Here is a 19,941-nt window from a genome sequence, read left to right as displayed (position 1 = left end):
TGGGAATTGCGTTGCAGATCTGCGGCATGCTGGTCCGGACGCCGCGGCCGGTGCGCAGGAGAGAATATTGCTTGCATACAAACGATCGAGGGGCGGAATTCACCGGTCTTGATCCGATGACGATGGGGATTGGCTGGCTGGCGCCGGGAGCTGTAGGCAACCTCGACGCATCTTTGATCGGACGACGCCACCTCAAGTCGATGCGCGGCGAGGGCCACGATCGATCGGCATCCTCAATTCGAACGAGACTCCGGCATCGGCCGGGAGCAGCGCGATCTCGCCGCCATGGCCGGCCATGATGGCGCGCACGATTGCCAGTCCCATGCCGGTGCCGCCGCTTTCGCGCCTGGTCGTAAAGAACGCATCGAAGATGCGGTCGCGGTTCGCCGGCGAGATCGGAGCCCCGTCATTGCTGGCGCGGACGACCAGGATATCGCCGCCGTCCTCGGCGTCGAGGCGGATGTACCGCGCGCCATGGCGAATGGCATTGTCGACCAGATGCGTGAGCACGATCAGCACGGTCTCGTTGGACAGCGTTGTCTTGCGCTCCAGTGGGCCAGACGTCTCGATGACGGTCGAAGGAAAGCGCCGTCGCAGCGTCTCCACGGCATCCGCGACCGTGCCGGGCTCGACCGTCGATACCGTCTCCGCCCGCGCCAGTTCGCGCAGGCGCTGGGCCAGCGCCACCAGACGATCCGCGTCGCCGAGGATATTGGTGAGGAATTTCTCCTGCTCCGCGCGCGTCAGCGTTTCGGAACGGCTGGCCAGAGAATCGAGCAGCAGCTCGGCCGCACCCTTGATCGAGGTCAGCGGCGATTTGAGCTCATGCGTCAGATGCGCCGAAAAGCTCCTGATGTAGTTCGAGCGTTGCGCGAGCTGCTCGGCCATCGCGAAAAAGTGCTCCGCCAGCTCGGCGAAGTCGCGCGTGCCGTAATGGGCGAGCGGCCGGAATCCGGCGGGATCGTTGCGGCCGATCCGACCGGCGCGATCGACCAGCTCGCGCATCGGCCGGGTGATCGTGCGCGCCACGATCAGTCCCACCAGCAGGGTGGTGAGGATGATGGCGGACCCGGCGGCGATGAACTTGCCGCGCTCGACATAAAGATGCTCGAAGATGTTGCGGGGCGTCCGCGAGGTATAGATGACGCCCGCGACGTGATCGTCGACGATCACCGGCATGGCGGAGAAGACATGGACGCCGACACCGCGGCTGAACGAGTAGATTGGGGGCGGCGCCTTGTCGGGAATGCGGATCCGGAGCGCGGCACTGTACTTGCCCTTCAGGGCGGCCGCGACCTCGTCGATATGGGCGAGCGATTTGCCCATCTCGTCGCGACCGGCGATCACGACGCCCTGCGGATCGAGCACGCGAAACCCGGCCAGGGTGACCTTCTGGGTCTCGCGAATGATCGGCGCCAATCGCGCGCCGATCGCGACATAGGCCGGATCGGCGGGCTGAAGCGCCTCGCGGGCATCTGGACGGCGGACGAAGAGATCATTGGCCAGGAGGTCGAGCAGGGGGCGGATCGGCGTCACCTCGTCCGAAGCATCGGGTCGGGCTTCGAGTGGGATCTCGGCGCCGAGCGGAATGCCGGAGGCGAGGCGGGCCGTCACCTCCTCGGCATACACGGCCGCCAGCACGCGGCTCTGTGCGATCAGCTCGGCCTGGGTCTGGCGGATCAGCTGATTGTCGTAGATGCGGAAGAAGAACAGCCCGACGAGCGGCAGCGTCGCCACCAGCGCGAGGACGCCGAACACGATCTGTCCCAGCGACGGCCGCCACTTCTTCTTCGGCTTGGGAGCCATCATGGCGCGCCGCAGCGCCCGAGCCGGAAGCCGACGCCATGGACCGTCTCGATGGCATCCTCGCAATGCGCGGCCGCGAGCTTGGCGCGGATGTTGCGGATATGGCTGTCGATGGTGCGGTCGGAGACCTGGATGTTGAGCTGATAGGCGGCGGTCATGATCTGCTCGCGGCTGAACACGACGGCGGGGCGCGTCAGCAGCGTGCGCAGGATGCTGAATTCGAGGGCCGTGAGCGTCAGCGGCGTGTCGCCGAACTGGGCCAGGTGCTGCTGCGGGTCGAGCCGCAGCCGGCCATGAACCAGCTCCTCGGGCTCCGCCGAGCGGCCGCCTCCGCCTGTCGCCACCCGTCGCAGGATGACATTGACGCGGGCGACCAGCTCTCGCGGACTGAACGGCTTGGTGACGTAATCGTCGCCGCCGATCTCGAGCCCGAGGATGCGATCGATCTCCTCGTCGCGCGCCGACAGGAACAGGATCGGCACCTGCGAGGTTTTGCGAATGCGCCGGCAGACTTCAAGTCCGTCGAACTCCGGCATGCCGACGTCGAGCACGATCAGGTCGGGCCGCTCATCGGTGAACTTGACCAGGGCGGCCCGGCCGTCGGCGGCTTCGGTCACCGCCATGCCGGCCTTGCTCAAGGCCACGCGTACCACCTCCCTGATGTGCGGGTCATCGTCGACGATGAGGATACGGGGGGACACGGTCGGGGCTCCGGGGCGTGACATCAGCTGGGGTCCTGCGGAGGATGTTTAGCGAGATGGCGCTGCAAGCGCCAGCCGCGAAAGCTCCAGGAGCGCCAGGCCGCCATCTGGCTTTGCTGCAGCAGGAGAAGGCGGTCACGGTCGCTCAAAAGCTGCTGATTGCTCGGCGACAGCCGCATCGCGCGATCGATCGCCGGCAGTGCCTGGGGCCCCAGCCAGGCCAGATAGGCGCTGTCGATCGAGGGGCCGCTCTGTCCGGCCTCGCGGCTGTGGCTGACGTTGTAGTCGGCGATCGCCGCGTCGAGATTGATGAAGGCGCAGCCGTAGAGGGTGAGGGAGAGCACCAGCAGGTTCATGCGGATCAGCCACGCTCCAGGCTTGTTGAGGGCGATCCTGAGCACGATGAGGATCAGGCCGACCGCAACCAGGATCATCCAGATCAGGGCCGCGATCCGCCAGTAGGTCAGGGCGTAGGTCTCGACATACATGTGCAGCCGCTGGATCGAGGACACGACCAGCACCACGTTCTGCGCCACCCAGAGATAGATCAGCGGGCGAATGAGCGGCGACCCGGTTGCGGTGATCTCGGAGCGAGCCGCAACGATGACGAAGGCCGCCGCGAGCAGCGCGGTCACGATCAGGAGATAGGCACCGCGGTGCGCATAGGCGGCATAGGTCACGCCGCTCGGAAGCGCAGCATGTCCCCACAGATAGACGCCGTCGAGCGCGGTCTGGATGGCAAACAGGATGTTGAACAGGATCAGCGATCGGACCACGGTCGCGGGGCCGAGCAGCGCGGCCAGCAGAGATTCTGACTGATCGGCCTCGTGCTCCAAGGGGTGGCCAGGCGTGGTGGTGCGCTGCCGCCAGCGAAGATGGATGAACGGCCAGATCATCGACAATGCGACGAACCAGAAGACGACGCGCCCGATCGAGAGATCCGGAGCGCGTTCTGCGGAACCGAAGACATCGAACCACTGCGCGATGACCGGGTTGGCCGTGGCGAACAACGCGGTGAAGAGACAGCCGAGCGCCACTGGGACGCTCCAGATCAGCAGCGCGCGCATGAGCACATTCGCGCGCAACATCATGATCGTGTCCGGCAGCAGCCTCAAAGGTCCGATGACGAGCAACTGCCCGGCGGCGCTGAGCGGCAGCCAGAGTCCGCGAGACGATGCGTCGGTTGCGAGTGCAACGGCTGACAGGATCATGAGCAGCGTGATCGGAAACGACAGCAGGTTCGCCTCCTCGACGACCGCGGCCAGGCCGGCGACGATGAGAAGCGCGGCATAGGCAAGCCGGCCCGGCGTGCTCCGGGCGATGTTGACAAGGATGCCGGTGGCGGCGAGCACGGCGAGAAAGAGCGGCAGAGAGAGGCCGATCGGGCGTCCCTCATACAGCAGCATGTCGGCGAGACCGACGAGGCCGAGAGCGAGCGCGAATTTGGGCCAGAGGGAATCAGCGGCGGCCGGAACGGCCGTCAGCTCGGCGGAGGTGGTCATGACCGGAGTCCTCGATGGAGCACGATGCGGCCAGAACGCACCGGCCGATGAGTCACCATGACGTCGCCGCGTGCAGCGGCTCACGAGGCGGTCTGCAGCATTTCAGGATTTGTTTGCAGATTTCGTGCAGAGCCGCATCAGCCGCTGGCGCAGGCGGATCGCCATCGCTACGCAGAGGGCCCGTCTCCCTTGGAATGATCGGCCACACACATGCTTGGACGTATCAGGACTGCCGTCCTCTGGATCCTTGCTCTGCTCTTCATCGTCATCACCTTCAACAGCAACGAGCCCTATCTCGTCCGCCTGCGCGGGACCGGGCACGCCGCCTTGCTGATCATCGGCCTGGCCGCGCCGCTTCTGCTGCTGCTGAGCGGACGCTGGCAGCGCGGCCTTGCCGGGCGGCTGCTGGTGCTGACATGGTGCCTGCCGCTGCTGGCGCTGACGTCGACGCAGTTCATGTTCGGCTGGCGCAAATATGAGACGTTCCGCACCGCCCCCGATGTCGCGCGTGTGCTGGGCCAGCATTTCATCGTCGGCTACACCGCGACGGAGGATGCCGCGGCGCTGGCGCGACAGGGCCTGATCGCGGGGGTCTATGTGACCCACCACAATGTGCGGGGGCGGACCGCCGCCCACCTGCGCGCCGACATCGCGCGTCTGCAGGGAGAGCGGATGAGCGCCGGGCTGCCGCCTCTGCTGGTCTCGGCGGATCAGGAGGGCGGCTCGGTGGCGCATCTGTCGCCGATCCTGCCGAACATGCCCGCCCTTGCGACGCTCGCCGATCTGCCCGCAGCGCGACGCACACATGACGCCTTCGAAATGGGGCGCAGCCAAGGGCAGTCCTTGGCGGCGGCTGGCATCACCTTCAATCTGGCCCCTGTCGTCGATCTTCGTCCGAGCTGGACGCGCAATCGGTTCGACTTCCACACGCTGATCGGACGGCGTGCCATCTCCAACGATCCGGCCGTGGTCGGCGACATCGCGCTGGGCTATGTGCGAGGTCTCGAGGCAAGCGGTGTTCGCGCGGCCGTCAAGCATTTCCCCGGCCTTGGGCGCGTCCAGGCCGACACGCATCACTTCTCTGCGCAGCTCGATACGCCTGCCGACGTGCTTGAGCAGTCGGATTGGCGGCCGTTCCGCGCTGTGCTCGACAACTCGGATGCCGCGATGATGGTCGGCCACGTCGTGGTCGACACGATCGATCGAGAGCGCCCCGCGTCCCATTCCAAAGCCGTGCTCGACGGTCTCATCCGGGGCAGATGGAACTACCGGGGCGTGATCGTGACCGATGACCTCGTGATGGGCGCGATCTACGGCCGGGATCTGTGCAAGGCCGTCGTCGAGGCGCTCAACGGCGGCGCCGACCTCCTGCTGGTCGCCTATGACGGGACGCAGTTCCATCGCGTGTTCGCCTGCGCCAAGCAGGCGCTGGCGCAGGGGCGGATCGACCTGGAGGCGCTGCGCAGGAGCGAGGAGCGGCTGAGGCGGTGGATGCCACGGGATGAGAGGCCTCTGGCTGCGGATGCTTCGACGGCATCGATGCTGCAGCCGGGGTTGCATCGCGGGGGCGACTGAGACGATCGTCGATCAGAACGAGCGTCAGCGTGGACCGTTGCCGGTCCAGTTCCGCCAGGCCACGTTGGAGAGACTACGCAGGTCAGTGGCGAGGGGGCGTCTTGCTTGTTTGTCGTGTTGGCCGATGATCTGCTCAGACTCGCGGATCTTGAGCTGGAGCTCAGCCACCTGTCGCCGGGTCTGCTCGATCGCCTTGGCGTCCGCGCTCTCACCGATCGTGAACCGGGCCGTTTCGATCTGCTTCAGCGCGGCCCGGTTTTTCTTGAGCTGAGCGCGGTGCCAGGCGACCCTGCTGTCACTGTCCGCAACCATCATGTACTCCCGCGAAAGGCCGCAAAGACTAGCCGACCGCCCCTTGATTCGCGACCGGGCCGACGGTGGTGTGAAAGCACTCCAATACCGATCTGAATCAACCTGCCTATTTGCGTGTTGCCCACGCGCGCCAGTCCTGCGGCGAGTCCTGTTGCGCCGTACGCTTGTCGCTTGTGGCATCTTGTTCGCGGGCATCCGGGATGATGATGTCCTGCCCCGCAGCGGCGAGCTCGTCGGCGGTGGCCTCGCACGGCTTGATCTCGAAATTGTTGTCGAGCACCTTCTCGCCGTGGTGATCCAGGGTGACGAGGTCAGCCTGCTCGGCCGCCTCCCACACCTCGCGCTCGGTTCGAAACGGCCGCGTCAGCCGTTCGTCATTCTCAAAGAGGGCGTAGGGCACCGGGAGAGCTCCAGATCATTGGCTTGATCTATCCAAACGGCGGCCGGGTTCTGCTGTTCCCCGGTCTGCAGTCCGCCGATCGACCAGTTGTGACGATTGGTCATCGATCTTCAGGGAACGATGGTCGCCTGCGCATGGTTGCCTGCGATCGTCGATCAACAAAGGAGACCATCATGGTGGACATCAAGGGAAAGAGGATCGCGATCCTCGCGACCAACGGGTTCGAGCAGTCCGAGCTCGAAGTGACGCGTGATCGGTTGTCGCAGGCCGGAGCGACCGTGGAGATCATCTCGCTTGCGCCGGGCGAGATCAAAGGCTGGGACCAGAAGGATTGGGGCCGGTCCGTCCGCGTCGACAAGACGCTCGATCAGGCATCAGCGTCGGATTATGACGCGATCGTGTTGCCGGGCGGGCAGATCAATCCCGATCTGCTGCGCGTGGAGCCGAAGGCTCTGAAGTTCATCAAGGAGGTCTTTGATGCCAAGAAGATCGTGGCCGCGGTCTGTCATGCGCCATGGCTCCTCATCGACACGGGCATCGCCAAGGGACGCCAGATGACGTCCTACAAGTCGATCAAGACCGATGTCGTCAATGCCGGTGCTCACTGGCAGGATGCTGCGGTGGTGGTGGACCAGGGAGTCATCACCTCGCGCAATCCCGGTGATCTCGAAGCGTTCAGCGCAAAGATCATCGAGGAGATCAAGGAGGGCCGCCATCTGCAGCGCAGCGCCGCTTGAGACGAGAGAGCCGGGTGATATCCCGGCTCGCTTCGCGTGGACGGGCCCAGCGCCCGAGAGATCGGACGCTGGGCCGCAGTCCACACGGAGTGTCTCCGGCGAGATGGGGGAACGCCGGGGACAGATGGAAGACGTGGGCGGCAGCCCGTGGTTCCTAATTTGGTCGTTGCCTGCTCAACGCACCCGGCGACCTCCTGTGAGAGCCGGAACTTACGCGTTGATCACGGGTTGCCCGGCGTTCAGGCCGCGGAGATGTGCCCGTGAGTGACAAAGCGAAGATTCAGGACGACAACGCTCCCGCCGGCGGTTGGGGTTCCGTTCGTTCCGTGGCGAGCATTCTCACGCAGGAGGAGGTCGTGCTGCTCGGCAGCGAGATCCTGCTGAAGCAGAACAAGCCGGGTGGCTTCATGTGCGTCAGCTGCTCGTGGGCCAAGCCGGCAAAGCCGCTTCCGTTCGAGTTCTGTGAGAATGGCGCCAAGGCCACCGCGTGGGAGATCACCGGCAAGACCGTTGGGCCAGAATTCTTCGCTTCGCACAGCCTGGCGGAGCTGCGGACGTGGTCGGATCACCGGCTGGAAGAGCAGGGGCGGTTGACGCATCCGATGCGTTACGACGCCGCCACGGACCGCTATGTCGCAGTCAGCTGGGACGAGGCGTTTCGCGACATTGGCGCCGAGTTGAACGGGCTCGATCCACGCGCGGTCGTGATGTACACGTCGGGTCGGGCCTCGCTCGAGACGAGCTACATGTACCAGCTGTTCGGCCGCATGTACGGCACCAACAACTTTCCCGACAGCTCCAACATGTGCCACGAGTCGACGTCGGTCGCGCTGCCGGAGGTCATCGGCGGAGCCGTTGGCACAGTGCTGCTGGAGGATTTCGACAAGGCGGACTGCATCTTCTTCTTTGGCCAGAACACCACGACCAATTCACCACGCATGCTGCATCCGCTGCAGCATGCGGCGCAGCGCGGCGTTCCCATCATCACATTCAATCCGCTGCGCGAGCGCGGGCTGGAGCGTTTCACCAATCCGCAAAACCCGATCCAGATGGTGTTGACAGGCGGAACCCGGATCAGCACGCAATATCATCAGCTCAGGGTCGGCGGCGATGGCGCCGCGCTGCTCGGACTGTGCAAGGCGGTGATCGAGGCCGACGACGCCGCAGTCGCCGAGAACAGTCCGCGCGTGCTCGACGTCGCCTTCATCGCGCAGCATACGTCGGGCTTCGAGGAGTTCGCGAGCTATTGCCGGCAGGCGGCCTGGAGCGACATCGAGCGGGCCTCCGGCCTCGATCGGTCCGACCTTCTGGCAACGGCAAGAGTCTATGCTTCGGCACATGCTGTCATCGCCAACTACGGCATGGGGATCACGCAGCATCGCCACGGCGTCGAGACCGCAAAGATGATCGTGAACCTGCTGCTGCTGCGCGGGAACATCGGCAAGCCGGGCGCTGGGATTTCGCCGGTACGCGGGCATTCCAACGTGCAGGGGCAGCGCACCGTCGGGATCTCCGAAAAGACCAAGCTCGTGCCCTTGGATCAGCTGGCTGAACTCTACGGCTTCGAGCCGCCGCGCTGGGATGGTCTCAGCACGGTCGATGCCTGCGACGCGATCATCAAAGGCGAGGCGAAGGGCTTCGTCGGACTCGGCGGCAATTTCCTGCGGGCCGTGCCGGAGCGTTCGCTCATGGAGCCGGCCTGGTCGAAGCTGCGGCTGTCAGTGCAGATCGCGACCAAGCTCAATCGCACGCATCTGATTCCGGGCGAGACCACGTACCTCTTGCCCTGCCTGGGCCGGATCGATATCGACCGGCAGGCGAGCGGGGCGCAGGCGGTGTCCATGGAGGACTCCACGACCTGCATCCACGGCTCACGCGGCCAGCGCGAGCCCGTCGCAGAAAGTCTGCTGTCGGAGCCGGCCATCGTGGCCGGGATCGCCAAGGCGACGCTGGCGCCCAGTCCGCGCGTCGACTGGGATGCCTGGGTCGGCGACTACGCCCTGGTGAGGGATGCGATCGAGCGGACCTACCCTGATCAGTTCAAGGATTTCAACCAGCGCCTGTTTCAATCTGGCGGCTTTGCACGGCCGCTCGCCGCGCGCGAGCGCAAGTGGAAGACGTCCACCGGCAAGGCCAACTTCACGGTGCCGAAGGCAGCGCTGAACCCGCCGGAGCAGGGCAATGGCGTATTCCAGCTGATGACGCTGCGCGCTGACGGCCAGTTCAACACCACGATCTACAACGAGGACGACAGGTTCCGCGGCGTCAGCGGTGGCCGCATGGTCGTCTTCATGAATGCGCAAGACATGGCCGAGCTCGGTGTCGGCGAAGGCGACATGGTGCGTCTGTCGACCGTTGCCGATGATGGCGTCGCGCGCGCGCTCGGTGGGTTGCAGGCCGTGACGTTCGACATTCCCCGCTACAGCATCGCCGCGTATTATCCGGAGTGCAACGGGCTGATCCCGCTGTGGCACTATGCGGAAGGCAGCAAGGTGCCCGCTGCGAAATCGGTGCCGGTCAGAATTGACCGGGAAGCAGCTGTCTGATGGTTCCGGACGAGACTGATCAGCTCGCGGCCCGCCGGCGCCCCTGGCTGATGGCGGCCTGCCCGTGAGCACCTGTCGTTTCCGACGGTGACGCACCGGTGCGCAGCGGAACGACAAGGCGACACACCAGTCCCTCCGGCCGCCAGTCGAACACGGCGCTGCCGCCGAGCTGGCTTTCCACGCTGGCCATCAGGCTGCGGGTGCCGAAGCCGCGTGAGGTCGGGACCCGGACCAGCGGGCCGCCGGATTCGATCCAGGAGAGATCGAGGTGATCGCGCTCTATGGTCCATTCAACCGCTAGGTGGCCGGAGCGGACGGAGAGCGCGCCGTATTTGGCCGAGTTCGTCACCAGCTCGTGCAAGGCCAGCGCGAGGGTCTGGGCGGTCGCGGGCTCGAGCTGTAATTCGGCGCCGCCGAAGGTGACCTGTCCGCTGGGCGCATAGGGAGCAAGCTCTTCTGCGACGAGCCGGCTAATTTCTGCGCCCTGCCAACTCGAGAGCGACAGGATGGTGTGCACGCGCGCGAGCGCGCTGATCCGGCCCTCCACCGCGCTGACGTAGGTTTTCACGCTGTCGGCCTTCGTCAACCTCACGATCGACTGTGCCAGGGTCAGGGCATTCTTCGCGCGGTGATCGACCTCGCGCGTCAACAGGTTCTGGCGCTCCTCGGCGCGCTTGCGCTCGGTGATGTCGATGGTGACGCCGCTGACGCGGATCACGCGGCCGGCCTTGTCCGTGGTGGCGGCTGCCGTTCCGACGCACCAGCGCTCCTCGCCATCGGGCCGATTGATGCGGAACTCCACCTCGCAGGATGTCGTTCCCCGGCCGAACTCAGCGACGACCTTCCGCAAGCGCTCGGCATCATCAGGATGCAGCAGCCCCATGATGTTCACGCTGTTGAGCTCGAAGCTCTGCGGCGTCACCCCGAAGATGCGGTATTGACCTTCGTCCCACATCCAGTCGCCATGGACGCCGTCCCAGTCCCACGAGCCCATCCTGCCGGCCGCGATGGCCATGCTGCGGCGCTGCTCGCTCTCGAGCAATTGGGCCGTGGATCTCTCCAGCTCCGCCGTGCGCGCGCGAACGCGGCTTTCGAGTTCGAGGTTCAGCTGCTCCAGCTCGCGCGTCTTGCGGTAGAGCTCGGTGAAGACCTTGATCTTTGCCCGCAGCACCTCCGGCACGACCGGAACCGGCACGTAATCGACGGCGCCCATCTCATAGCCGCGCAATCGGTCGAAGTCGCTGACCTGGATCGCCGAGATGAAGATGATCGCGATCTTCTGGAACCGCGGATGCTCGCGGATCATCTGGGCCAGTTCGAACCCGTCGAGCTCCGGCATGCAGACGTCGACCAGAATGACAGCAATCTCGTTCTTCAGCAGGATCTCCAGCGCCGCGCGACCGGAGGTCGCGACCACGAGGTGTTCTCCCAGTTCCTTCAGGATGACCTCATAGGCCAGCAGCTTTGCAGGCTGGTCGTCGACCAGGAGAATGTTGACCTTCGGATGTTCCATGATCATCAGCCGTTCAGCGGTGCAGCCACATGCGGATGGCAAGAAGCAGCTGCTCGGTGTTGACGGGTTTTGCCAGATAGTCGGAGGCGCCGGCTTCGAGGCACTTTTCACGATCTCCCTTCATGGCTTTCGCGGTCAACGCGATGATCGGGAGACGGACGAGCGTCGGAGACTGCCTGATGACGCCGATCGTCTGATAGCCGTCCATCTGGGGCATCATGATGTCCATCAGCACGATCGCGATTTCAGGGTTGCCCTGGACCAGATCGATGGCCTCGCTTCCGGTGATCGCGGTCAGCACCTTCATGCCGCGGCGTTCCAGCACGCTCGACAGCGCGAAGATGTTGCGTGCGTCATCGTCCACGAGCAGCACCGTCTTGCCGATCAGGTCCTCATCGGAACTGTTGAGCTTCTCCAGCATGCGCTGTTTTTCGATCGGCAGTTCGGTGATGACGCGATGCAGGAACAGCGACGTCTCGTCGAGCAGCCGCTCGGGTGATTCCACGCCCTTGACGACGATGCTGCGAGCCATCGTGTGCAGTTCCGCGTCCTCCTCGGCCGACAATTCGCGTCCGGTGAAGACCACGACGGGGATGCCGGCCAGCGTCTCATCAGAACGCAGCTCGTCGAGCACCTCGAAGCCGCTCATGTCGGGCAGACGCAGATCCAGAACGACGCAGTCGCAGGGCGCGCTGCGCAGCGTGTCGAGTGCGCCCGCGCCGGTGTCCGTCACGACGATTTCGATGTCGTCATGGTCGAGCAGCTGGCGAATGCTCATCCGCTCGGCGGCATTGTCCTCCACGATCAGCAGCCGCTTGCGCCGGGGCTTGGCATATTCCTTGATCTGCGACAGCGCCGCGCTGACGCCTTCGGTCGTCGTCGGCTTGCTGACGAAGGAGAAGGCGCCGCGCGCCAGCGCGTGCTGGCGGTCTTCGTCGAGCGTGATGATCTGCACGGGAATGTGCCGGGTCAGGGGATTGTGCTTCAGCTGGCTGAGGACGGTCCAGCCCAGCATGTCCGGCAGGAACACGTCGAGCGAGATGGCGGCCGGCTGATATTGCTTGGCGAGGTCGAGCGCTTCGGCGCCACGGCTGGCGACCAGCACCTTGAATCCCCTGTCGCGTGCAAGATCGATCAGGACGCGGGCGTAGTGAGGATCGTCCTCGACGACCAGGAGAATCGTATCTCCGGGGGCCAGATCGAGACGGTCGTCCTTCGGCGGCTCGATGATGCGCTCGGGCGCAGCGCTCTGCTGCAGGGCTGGCGTCTGGACGTAGGGAACCGATGCCGGCGGGCTGATGCGCGGTGCTGTGGCAGGTCCCGAATATTTCAGCGGCAGATAGAGCGTGAAGGTGCTGCCTTTGCCCAGCGCACTCCTGAGGTGAATCTCGCCCCCCAGGAGGTTGGCGAGCTCGCGGCTGATTGCGAGCCCGAGTCCGGTGCCGCCATATTTGCGACTCGTGCCGGCGTCGGCCTGCTGGAACGCCTCGAAGATCAGCTTCTGCTTGTCCTGAGGAATGCCGATTCCGGTGTCCGTGACCTCGAAAGCGATCACGGCCGGGGCGCTGTTGAGCACCGGATGGTCCGCGCTCCAGCCGCCGAGCGCCGCGGACACCTTCAAGCGGACCCCGCCGTCGGCGGTGAACTTGAAGGCGTTGGACAACAGGTTCTTCAAGACCTGCTGCAGTCGCTTGGAGTCCGTGACGATGCTTCGGGCGAGGTTCGGATCGACATCGATGTTGAAGGACAGCAGGCGGTTCTCGGCCTCGTGCCGGAACGGGCGCCCGACCGTCTCCAGCAGGTTGGCCGTGAGTATCTCTTCGGCGTCGACCGTGACGGTGCCGGATTCGATCTTCGACAGATCGAGAATGTCGCTGATGAGGTTCAGCAGATCAGTGCCGGCGCCGTGGATCGTGCGCGCGAATTCGACCTGCTTGGTCGTCAGGTTGCCGTCGGGATTCTCGGTGAGCTGCTGTCCGAGGATCAGGATGCTGTTCAGTGGCGTGCGCAGCTCGTGCGACATGTTGGCGAGGAACTCGGACTTGTACTTGGAGGTCAGCGCGAGCTCGGTCGCCTTCTCCTCGAGCGCGCGGCGAGCCTGTTCGATCTCCTGGTTCTTGCGCTCGACCTCGACGTTCCGCTCGGCGAGCTGCTGCGCCTTCTGTTCGAGCTGCTCATTGGTCTGCTGCAGCTCGCGCTGCTGGGCCTGCAACTCGGCGGCGAGCTGCTGCGATTGCTTCAAGAGGCCCTCGGTCTGCATCGTGGCCTCGATCGAGTTGAGCACGATGCCGATGGAATCGGTCAGCTGTTCGAGGAAGGTCATCTGCGAGGTCGTGAACGGGCTGAGCGAAGCCAGCTCGATCACGGCCTTGACCTGGTTCTCGAACAGCACGGGCAGCACCACGAGGTTCTTCGGAACGGCGCGGAGCAGGGCGGATCCGACCGGAATGACATCGGCCGGGATCTCGGATATCAGCCGCTGGCGCTTGTCGATGGCGCATTGGCCGATCAGTCCCTCGCCGAACTGCACGAGCTGTCGGTGCGGATAGACGCCGTCATGAGCGTAGGAGGCGAGCAGGCGAAGCTGCGGCGTATACTCCGCTTCGACCTGGTAGATGACCCCGCGATGGGCGTTCACGAGCGGCGTCAGCTCGGTCAGGAGCAGCCGGCCGACGGTGGCGAGGTCGCGCTGGCCCTGCAGCATGTTGGTGAATTCCGCGAGGTTCGTCTTCAGCCAATCCTGCTCGGTGTTGAGGTCGGTCGTCAGCCTCAGATTGGTGATCATCGTGTTGATGTTGTCTTTGAGCTCGGCGACCTCGCCGCGCGCATCGACCTGAATGGATCGCGTGAGGTCGCCCTTGGTCACGGCGGTCGCGACCTCGGCGATGGCGCGCACCTGCGACGTCAGATTTGCGGCGAGCAGGTTGACGTTGCCGGTCAGGTCCTTCCAGGTGCCGGCCGCGCCGGGCACGTTGGCCTGGCCGCCGAGGCGGCCCTCGACGCCGACCTCGCGCGCTACGCTGGTGACCTGGTCGGCGAAGGTCGCGAGCGTCTCGGTCATGTTGTTGATGGTGTCAGCAAGGGCGGCGACTTCGCCCTTCGACTTCACGGTGAGGTTCTGCTTGAGGTCGCCATTGGCCACGGCGGTCACGACCTTGACGATGCCGCGCACCTGCTCGGTCAGGTTCGCCGCCATGAAGTTGACGGTGTCGGTGAGATCCTTCCAGGTGCCGGCAACACCGGGCACCTGCGCCTGGCCGCCCAGCTTGCCCTCGGTGCCGACCTCGCGGGCGACGCGCGTCACCTCGCCGGCAAAGGCGTTGAGCTGATCGACCATCGTGTTGATGGTGTTCTTCAGCTCCAGGATCTCACCCTTCACGTCGACGGTGATCTTGCGTGACAGGTCACCGCGGGCCACCGCCGTGGTCACCTCGGCAATGTTGCGGACCTGTGTCGTGAGGTTGGCGGCGAGCAGATTGACGTTGTCGGTGAGATCCTTCCACGTGCCGCCGACACCGGGCACCACGGCCTGGCCGCCCAGCCGGCCTTCGGTGCCGACCTCGCGCGCCACGCGCGTCACCTCGGCTGCGAACGAGCGCAACTGCTCGACCATCGTGTTCAGGGTGTCCTTCAGAAGCAGGATCTCGCCGCGGACGTCGACGGTGATCTTCTTCGACAGATCGCCGCCGGCGATGGCCGTCGCGACCTCCGCGATGTTGCGAACCTGGGCCGTCAAATTGGAGGCCATGAAGTTGACGCTGTCGGTCAGGTCCTTCCAGGTGCCGGCGACTTCGGGCACCTGGGCCTGGCCGCCGAGCTTGCCCTCGGTGCCGACCTCGCGCGCGACACGTGTGACCTCGGAGGCGAAGGCGTTGAGCTGGTCGACCATCGTGTTGATGGTGTTCTTCAGCTCCAGGATCTCGCCCTTCACGTCGACGGTGATCTTGCGCGACAGGTCGCCGCGCGCCACGGCCGTGGTCACCTCGGCGATGTTGCGCACCTGCGCGGTCAAATTGCCGGCCATCGAGTTGACGCTGTCAGTGAGGTCTTTCCATGTGCCGGCCACGCCGGGCACGTTGGCCTGGCCGCCGAGCCGGCCTTCGGTGCCGACCTCGCGCGCGACGCGCGTCACCTCGCCCGCGAAGCGGTTGAGCTGATCGACCATCGTGTTCAAGGTTTCCTTCAGGCTCAGGATCTCGCCGCGGACGTCGACGGTGATCTTGCGCGACAGGTCGCCGCCGGCGATGGCCGTTGCCACTTCGGCGATGTTGCGCACCTGCGCCGTGAGATTGCCGGCCATCGAGTTGACGCTGTCGGTGAGGTCCTTCCAGGTGCCGGCGACGCCGGGCACCTCGGCCTGGCCGCCGAGCTTGCCGTCGGTGCCGACCTCGCGCGCGACGCGCGTCACCTCGCCGGCAAAAGCGTTGAGCTGGTCGACCATCGTGTTCAGCGTTTCCTTCAGCTGAAGGATCTCGCCCGAGACGTTGACGGTGATCTTCTTCGACAAATCGCCCTTCGCGACCGCGGTCGCCACCTCGGCGATGTTGCGCACCTGGCCGGTCAGGTTGGAGGCCATCGAGTTGACGCTGTCGGTCAGATCCTTCCAGGTCCCGGCGACGCCGCGCACCATGGCCTGGCCGCCGAGCTTGCCCTCGGTGCCGACCTCGCGCGCCACCCGCGTCACCTCTCCGGCGAAGGCGTTGAGCTGATCGACCATCGTGTTGATGGTGTCCTTGAGCTCGAGGATCTCGCCGCGGACGTCCACCGTGATCTTCTTGGAGAGATCACCGTTCGCCACGGCCGTGGTCACCTCGGCGATGTTGCGAACCTGGGCGGTCAGGTTCGACGCCATCGAGTTGACGCTCTCGGTCAGGTCCTTCCAGGTGCCGGCGACACCGAGCACATTGGCCTGGCCGCCGAGCCGGCCGTCGGTGCCGACCTCGCGTGCCACACGCGTCACTTCTCCGGCGAAGGCGTTGAGCTGGTCGACCATCGTGTTGAGCGTCTCCTTCAGCTGAAGGATCTCGCCGGACACGTTCACGGTAATCTTCTTCGAGAGGTCGCCGCTCGCGATTGCGGTTGCCACGTCGGCGATGTTGCGGACCTGCGCCGTCAGGTTCGAGGCCATGAAGTTGACGTTGTCGGTCAGGTCCTTCCAGGTGCCGGCGACGCCAGGCACCTGCGCCTGACCGCCGAGCTTGCCTTCGGTGCCAACTTCGCGCGCCACGCGCGTGACTTCCGATGCGAAGGCATTGAGCTGGTCGACCATCGTATTGATGGTGTCCTTGAGCTCCAGGATCTCGCCTCGCACGTCCACCGTGATCTTGCGCGAGAGGTCGCCGCGAGCGACCGCCGTGGTGACATTGGCGATGTTGCGGACCTGGGCCGTCAGGTTGCCGCACATCGCGTTGACGGAGTCGGTCAGGTCCTTCCATGTACCGGCGACGCCGGGAACGATCGCCTGGCCGCCAAGCTTGCCATCGGTGCCGACCTCACGCGCCACACGCGTCACTTCCGACGCAAATGAGCGCAGCTGATCGACCATCGTGTTGATCGCTTCCTTCAGCTGCAGGATTTCGCCGCGGACGTCGACCGTGATCTTCTTGGACAGGTCGCCATTGGCGACCGCGATCGTCACCTCGGCGATGTTGCGGACCTGACCGGTGAGATTGTTGGCCATCGAGTTCACGCTCTCGGTCAGGTCCTTCCAGACGCCGGTCACCTCGGGAACCTGGGCTTGGCCGCCGAGCTTGCCCTCGGTTCCAACCTCGCGCGCGACGCGGGTGACCTCAGACGTGAATACGCTGAGCTGCTTGATCATCGTGTTCACGATGGTCGCCGATTGCAGAAACTCGCCGCCCAGTGGCCGGCCATCGACGTCGAGCTTGACCGTCTGCAGGAGATCGCCCTGTGCCACCGCGGCAACGGCGCGCGTGACCTCGCGGGTCGGCCAAAGCAGGTCGTCGATCAGGGTATTGATCGAGCCTTCCATGTCGGCCCATGAGCCGCTGGCGATCCCGAACCTGACCCGTTGTCGCGTCTTGCCCTCGCGGCCGACGACCTGCCCAACGCGCTCGAGCTGCTGCGCCATGCGCTCGTTTGCGGCGATGATCTCATTGAACGTGTCGGCGATCTTTCCGTCGATGCCGAGATGGTCGCCGCTCATGCGAACCGAGAAGTCGCCCGAGCGCATGGCCTGAAGAGCGCGAAGCAGGTCGTGGCTGGCGTCGGGAGTTCCCGGTCCATTGCCGTGTCGACCGACGCCTTGCCGCAGGGGCGGTGGGCTATCAGCAGTATCGAGATCGCTCATCAAGTTCCCCCGAAGGCAGGACGGCAACGGAGCCCGAGTCTCAGAACGCCGCGGCATAGAAGCCGCGGCACCCCATCAAATCAAGCCGCATGCTACTCGCTTCAGCAGATGGAACCGCCAGGAGCAGGCACGATCGCCTCAACGCGGTCGATCGGCCATTGTTCCAATAATGTTGCTCATCCGGCCGAGCCGTCACCCAAACAACGCGCGGAGAGATGTAGCCGACCTCCGCCGATCCGCGCCGAGACCGATCGGAGGGGGAGGGAGAGCGGCGGCGCCGTCAGCTCCCAAGCGCCGCAGCACAACAGGGGGCGGGACGCGCTCCGCTCGATTTCACGGTGTTTTCTCATCGGTCCCGCGCGACACGGGGGGAGTTGCAACCGCCGTATCCGCGCAATGCGAGGCGAATGCCGAGCCACCGTCTTCGGTGCAGCTGCCACATTAATATCGCGTAACGCGGTTGACGCTGCTTGATGCCTTAACCAGCTAATCGACATGAAACAGTCAGACCTATTCAGAGACAACGCCGAAAACTGTCTTCATCTTGCCGAGCGAGCCGGAGGCGATCCCGCATTCCGCCGCTACTCACGCATGGCCGAGAGCTGGCGCGCGCTGGCGTTCGAACAGGACTGGCTGGATGGCGAAGTGCCTCCGATGCCGGTTGGAAACGCAGGCGCGCGCTTCGAGATGTAGCAAGGGAGAGTACTGCGATGACTCCTCGTGTCATACTCATTGCTCTGCTGACGGCATTCAGCGTTGCGTCGGCCGCGGCGGCATTGACGACGATCCGCCAAGTCCACACGGAGGCTTATTCGCTTCCGCAACCGACCACGCGCATCTGATATCGTTGCCGACCGACTACGGCTGGCCGGAACCGCCTGATGAGCCGTAGACTTGGCCAGTCGCATAGCTTGCGTCCGCTGCAGCCAGTTGAACGTAGATGGACCCGAGCTCTGCAGGTTGCCCTGGACGACCGAGCGGCGTCAGCCCGCCGAATTTCGTCAATTTGTCCATGGTGGCTCCGCCGGAGACTTGCAGCGGGGTCCAGATCGGGCCAGGTGCAACAGCGTTGACCCGTATGCCCTTGGGGCCGAGCTGCTTGGCTAGCGATTTGACATAGTTCATGGTCGCAGCCTTCGTCTGCGCGTAGTCATAGAGATCAGGCGAAGGATCGTAGGCCTGCTCTGAGGATGTGCCGATGATGGCAGAGCCCGCCTTGAGGTGGGGCAGGGCAGCCTTGATGATCCAGAACGGCGCGTAGACGTTGGTCTTCATCGTTGCGTCAAAATCCTCGGAGGACACATCGAGGATTGACTGGCGCGTCTGCTGTCGTGCGGCATTGTTGACGACGATGTCGAGCCCGCCAAGGGCGTCAACCGCCTGCTGGACGAGTTGCTTGCAGAAGCGCTCGTCGCGCAGATCGCCCGGAATGGCGACTGCCTTTCGTCCCTCGGCCTGGATCAGTGCGATGACTTCCTGCGCATCCGGCTCTTCGGTCGGGAGGTAGTTGATCGCGACGTCGGCCCCTTCTCGGGCATAGGCAATCGCCGCTGCGCGACCCATGCCCGAATCGCCGCCGGTGATCAGAGCCTTGCGGCCCGCGAGGCGCCCAGACCCTTTGTAGCTCGTCTCACCGTGATCGGGGCGAGGCGACATCTTGCCGGCAAGGCCGGGCCAGGGCTGTGACTGACGTTCGAAGGGCGGCTTCGGGTAGTTCCCGGTGGGATCAACCAGCCCCTCATCGGTTGAAGAGTCGCTCGCCATTGTGTCACGTCCTTTCGCTGCGGCTGACGTCAGGGAGGCCGCTGCGAGCGTCGCCGTGCCGCCGACCATCTGGCGGCGGGAGATCGGAGTTTTGGGATCGTTTGTCATGCAGCGTCTCCGTTTATGGTTGCGACCAACAAGCCAGCACGGTGAACGTTTCTTTCGGGACAGCATAAATTGGCTGTCGTGATGCCGATCTGCCGGCGCGTCATTGTGCGCCTGGCTGAGCGGCGTGTTCCGGGAACGAAAGCGGTCTGCGGGCGTCGTATTCAATCATGGACAGCAGGCTGCCCACGCTGGTGGCAGGCGAAGCAGAGTTCGGGCAGGACAGATGCCGTTCTATCAATTTGACCTGACCAACAGCGAGACGCTTACGGGCGAGCGGCATGTCGAGCTTCCGGGCGATGTCGAGGCGATGGACTCGGCTGACGTGATCGCGCGCCAGCTGATTCGCGATCATCCGGAGCTGCGTCATCAGCACTATGCGGTGCTGGTGACGAATGAAGCGGGAGACGAGATCTGCCGCGTGCCGCTCGATGTGACGCATTGAGCCGAGGCGAAAGGAGTGTGTGATGGATCGTGAGAGTCAGGGCATCGTCCGGACCGGGCGCGGCGAGGATCAGCCGGCCGACAAGGAGCGCGCCCAGCAGGCGCATCAGACGACCACCCCGAATTCCCCGTCGCATGAGGCGACGCGGCATCCGGAGGAGGCCGAGGGTACGTCATCGGACTCAAAATAGGCGCGAAACCTCGCGGGGCTGTGGTTCTTTGAAAT

14 protein-coding genes are annotated in these 19,941 nt (G+C 64.8%); 6 read left to right on the top strand and 8 right to left on the bottom strand.

Annotated features, from left to right (window positions below):
- Positions 1-192: 192 nt before the first annotated feature.
- The 3 genes from QQL87_RS02695 to QQL87_RS02685 are packed head-to-tail and all read right to left on the bottom strand — an operon-like array spanning position 193 to position 4,009.
- Positions 193-1,809, bottom strand: a complete 1,617-nt coding sequence (locus QQL87_RS02695; RefSeq protein WP_284415934.1) for an ATP-binding protein — start codon at positions 1,807-1,809, stop codon at positions 193-195.
- The gene (locus QQL87_RS02690) at positions 1,806-2,507 is read right to left on the bottom strand and encodes a response regulator (protein WP_284415935.1); all 702 of its coding nucleotides are present in this window, start codon (positions 2,505-2,507) and stop codon (positions 1,806-1,808) included. Before QQL87_RS02690 ends, QQL87_RS02695 begins: the two co-directional genes overlap by 4 nt.
- A 23-nt stretch (positions 2,508-2,530) precedes the next feature.
- Complete coding sequence (locus QQL87_RS02685; protein ID WP_284415936.1) at positions 2,531-4,009, bottom strand: DUF4153 domain-containing protein; 1,479 nt, start codon at positions 4,007-4,009, stop codon at positions 2,531-2,533.
- 210 nt (positions 4,010-4,219) lie between these two features.
- Here QQL87_RS02685 and QQL87_RS02680 point away from each other — a divergent pair, with 210 nt between their 5' ends.
- Positions 4,220-5,584: a glycoside hydrolase family 3 N-terminal domain-containing protein gene (locus tag QQL87_RS02680; RefSeq protein WP_284415937.1), complete on the top strand. Its 1,365-nt coding sequence runs from the start codon at positions 4,220-4,222 to the stop codon at positions 5,582-5,584.
- 24 nt (positions 5,585-5,608) lie between these two features.
- Here the strand turns inward: QQL87_RS02680 and QQL87_RS02675 are convergent, their stop codons facing one another.
- Positions 5,609-5,896, bottom strand: a complete 288-nt coding sequence (locus tag QQL87_RS02675; protein ID WP_284415938.1) for a hypothetical protein — start codon at positions 5,894-5,896, stop codon at positions 5,609-5,611.
- Between the two features lie 106 nt (positions 5,897-6,002).
- Positions 6,003-6,296, bottom strand: coding sequence for a hypothetical protein (locus QQL87_RS02670; RefSeq protein WP_284415939.1), 294 nt, complete (start codon positions 6,294-6,296; stop codon positions 6,003-6,005).
- A gap of 176 nt (positions 6,297-6,472) precedes the next feature.
- On the opposite strand from QQL87_RS02670, the gene QQL87_RS02665 reads away from it, so the two are divergent.
- Together QQL87_RS02665 and QQL87_RS02660 are read left to right on the top strand one after the other, a co-directional pair.
- The gene (locus tag QQL87_RS02665; RefSeq protein WP_284416427.1) at positions 6,473-7,033 is read left to right on the top strand and encodes a type 1 glutamine amidotransferase domain-containing protein; all 561 of its coding nucleotides are present in this window, start codon (positions 6,473-6,475) and stop codon (positions 7,031-7,033) included.
- A gap of 260 nt (positions 7,034-7,293) precedes the next feature.
- Positions 7,294-9,579, top strand: a complete 2,286-nt coding sequence (locus QQL87_RS02660; protein WP_284415940.1) for an FdhF/YdeP family oxidoreductase — start codon at positions 7,294-7,296, stop codon at positions 9,577-9,579.
- 19 nt (positions 9,580-9,598) lie between these two features.
- Here the strand turns inward: QQL87_RS02660 and QQL87_RS02655 are convergent, their stop codons facing one another.
- Both QQL87_RS02655 and QQL87_RS02650 read right to left on the bottom strand, forming a co-directional pair.
- Positions 9,599-11,092 carry an HWE histidine kinase domain-containing protein gene (locus QQL87_RS02655; protein ID WP_284416428.1) on the bottom strand — a complete coding sequence of 498 codons (1,494 nt, stop codon included), beginning with the start codon at positions 11,090-11,092 and terminating at the stop codon, positions 9,599-9,601.
- A 13-nt stretch (positions 11,093-11,105) separates the two neighbouring features.
- Positions 11,106-17,402 carry a HAMP domain-containing protein gene (locus QQL87_RS02650; RefSeq protein WP_502871123.1) on the bottom strand — a complete coding sequence of 2,099 codons (6,297 nt, stop codon included), beginning with the start codon at positions 17,400-17,402 and terminating at the stop codon, positions 11,106-11,108.
- Positions 17,403-17,897: 495 nt separating this feature from the next.
- Between QQL87_RS02650 and QQL87_RS02645 the strand changes: the two genes are divergently transcribed.
- A complete protein-coding gene (locus QQL87_RS02645) occupies positions 17,898-18,095 on the top strand; it encodes a hypothetical protein (protein WP_284415941.1) in 198 nt (65 codons plus the stop codon).
- 165 nt (positions 18,096-18,260) lie between these two features.
- On the opposite strand, the gene QQL87_RS02640 is transcribed toward QQL87_RS02645, so the two are convergent.
- Positions 18,261-19,274 carry an SDR family oxidoreductase gene (locus tag QQL87_RS02640; RefSeq protein WP_284415942.1) on the bottom strand — a complete coding sequence of 338 codons (1,014 nt, stop codon included), beginning with the start codon at positions 19,272-19,274 and terminating at the stop codon, positions 18,261-18,263.
- A 223-nt stretch (positions 19,275-19,497) separates the two neighbouring features.
- Between QQL87_RS02640 and QQL87_RS02635 the strand changes: the two genes are divergently transcribed.
- A complete protein-coding gene (locus tag QQL87_RS02635; RefSeq protein WP_284415943.1) occupies positions 19,498-19,716 on the top strand; it encodes a DUF6894 family protein in 219 nt (72 codons plus the stop codon).
- A 22-nt stretch (positions 19,717-19,738) separates the two neighbouring features.
- Positions 19,739-19,906 carry a hypothetical protein gene (locus tag QQL87_RS02630; RefSeq protein ID WP_284415944.1) on the top strand — a complete coding sequence of 56 codons (168 nt, stop codon included), beginning with the start codon at positions 19,739-19,741 and terminating at the stop codon, positions 19,904-19,906.
- Positions 19,907-19,941: the final 35 nt, after the last annotated feature.

Origin of the sequence: Bradyrhizobium sp. SSBR45G, from assembly GCF_030159255.1 — a bacterium.
In the GTDB taxonomy this organism is placed as follows: Bacteria; Pseudomonadota; Alphaproteobacteria; order Rhizobiales; family Xanthobacteraceae; genus Bradyrhizobium.
Note: the sequence above shows the minus strand (reverse complement) of the source record. Positions and strands in the feature narration are given on the sequence as shown.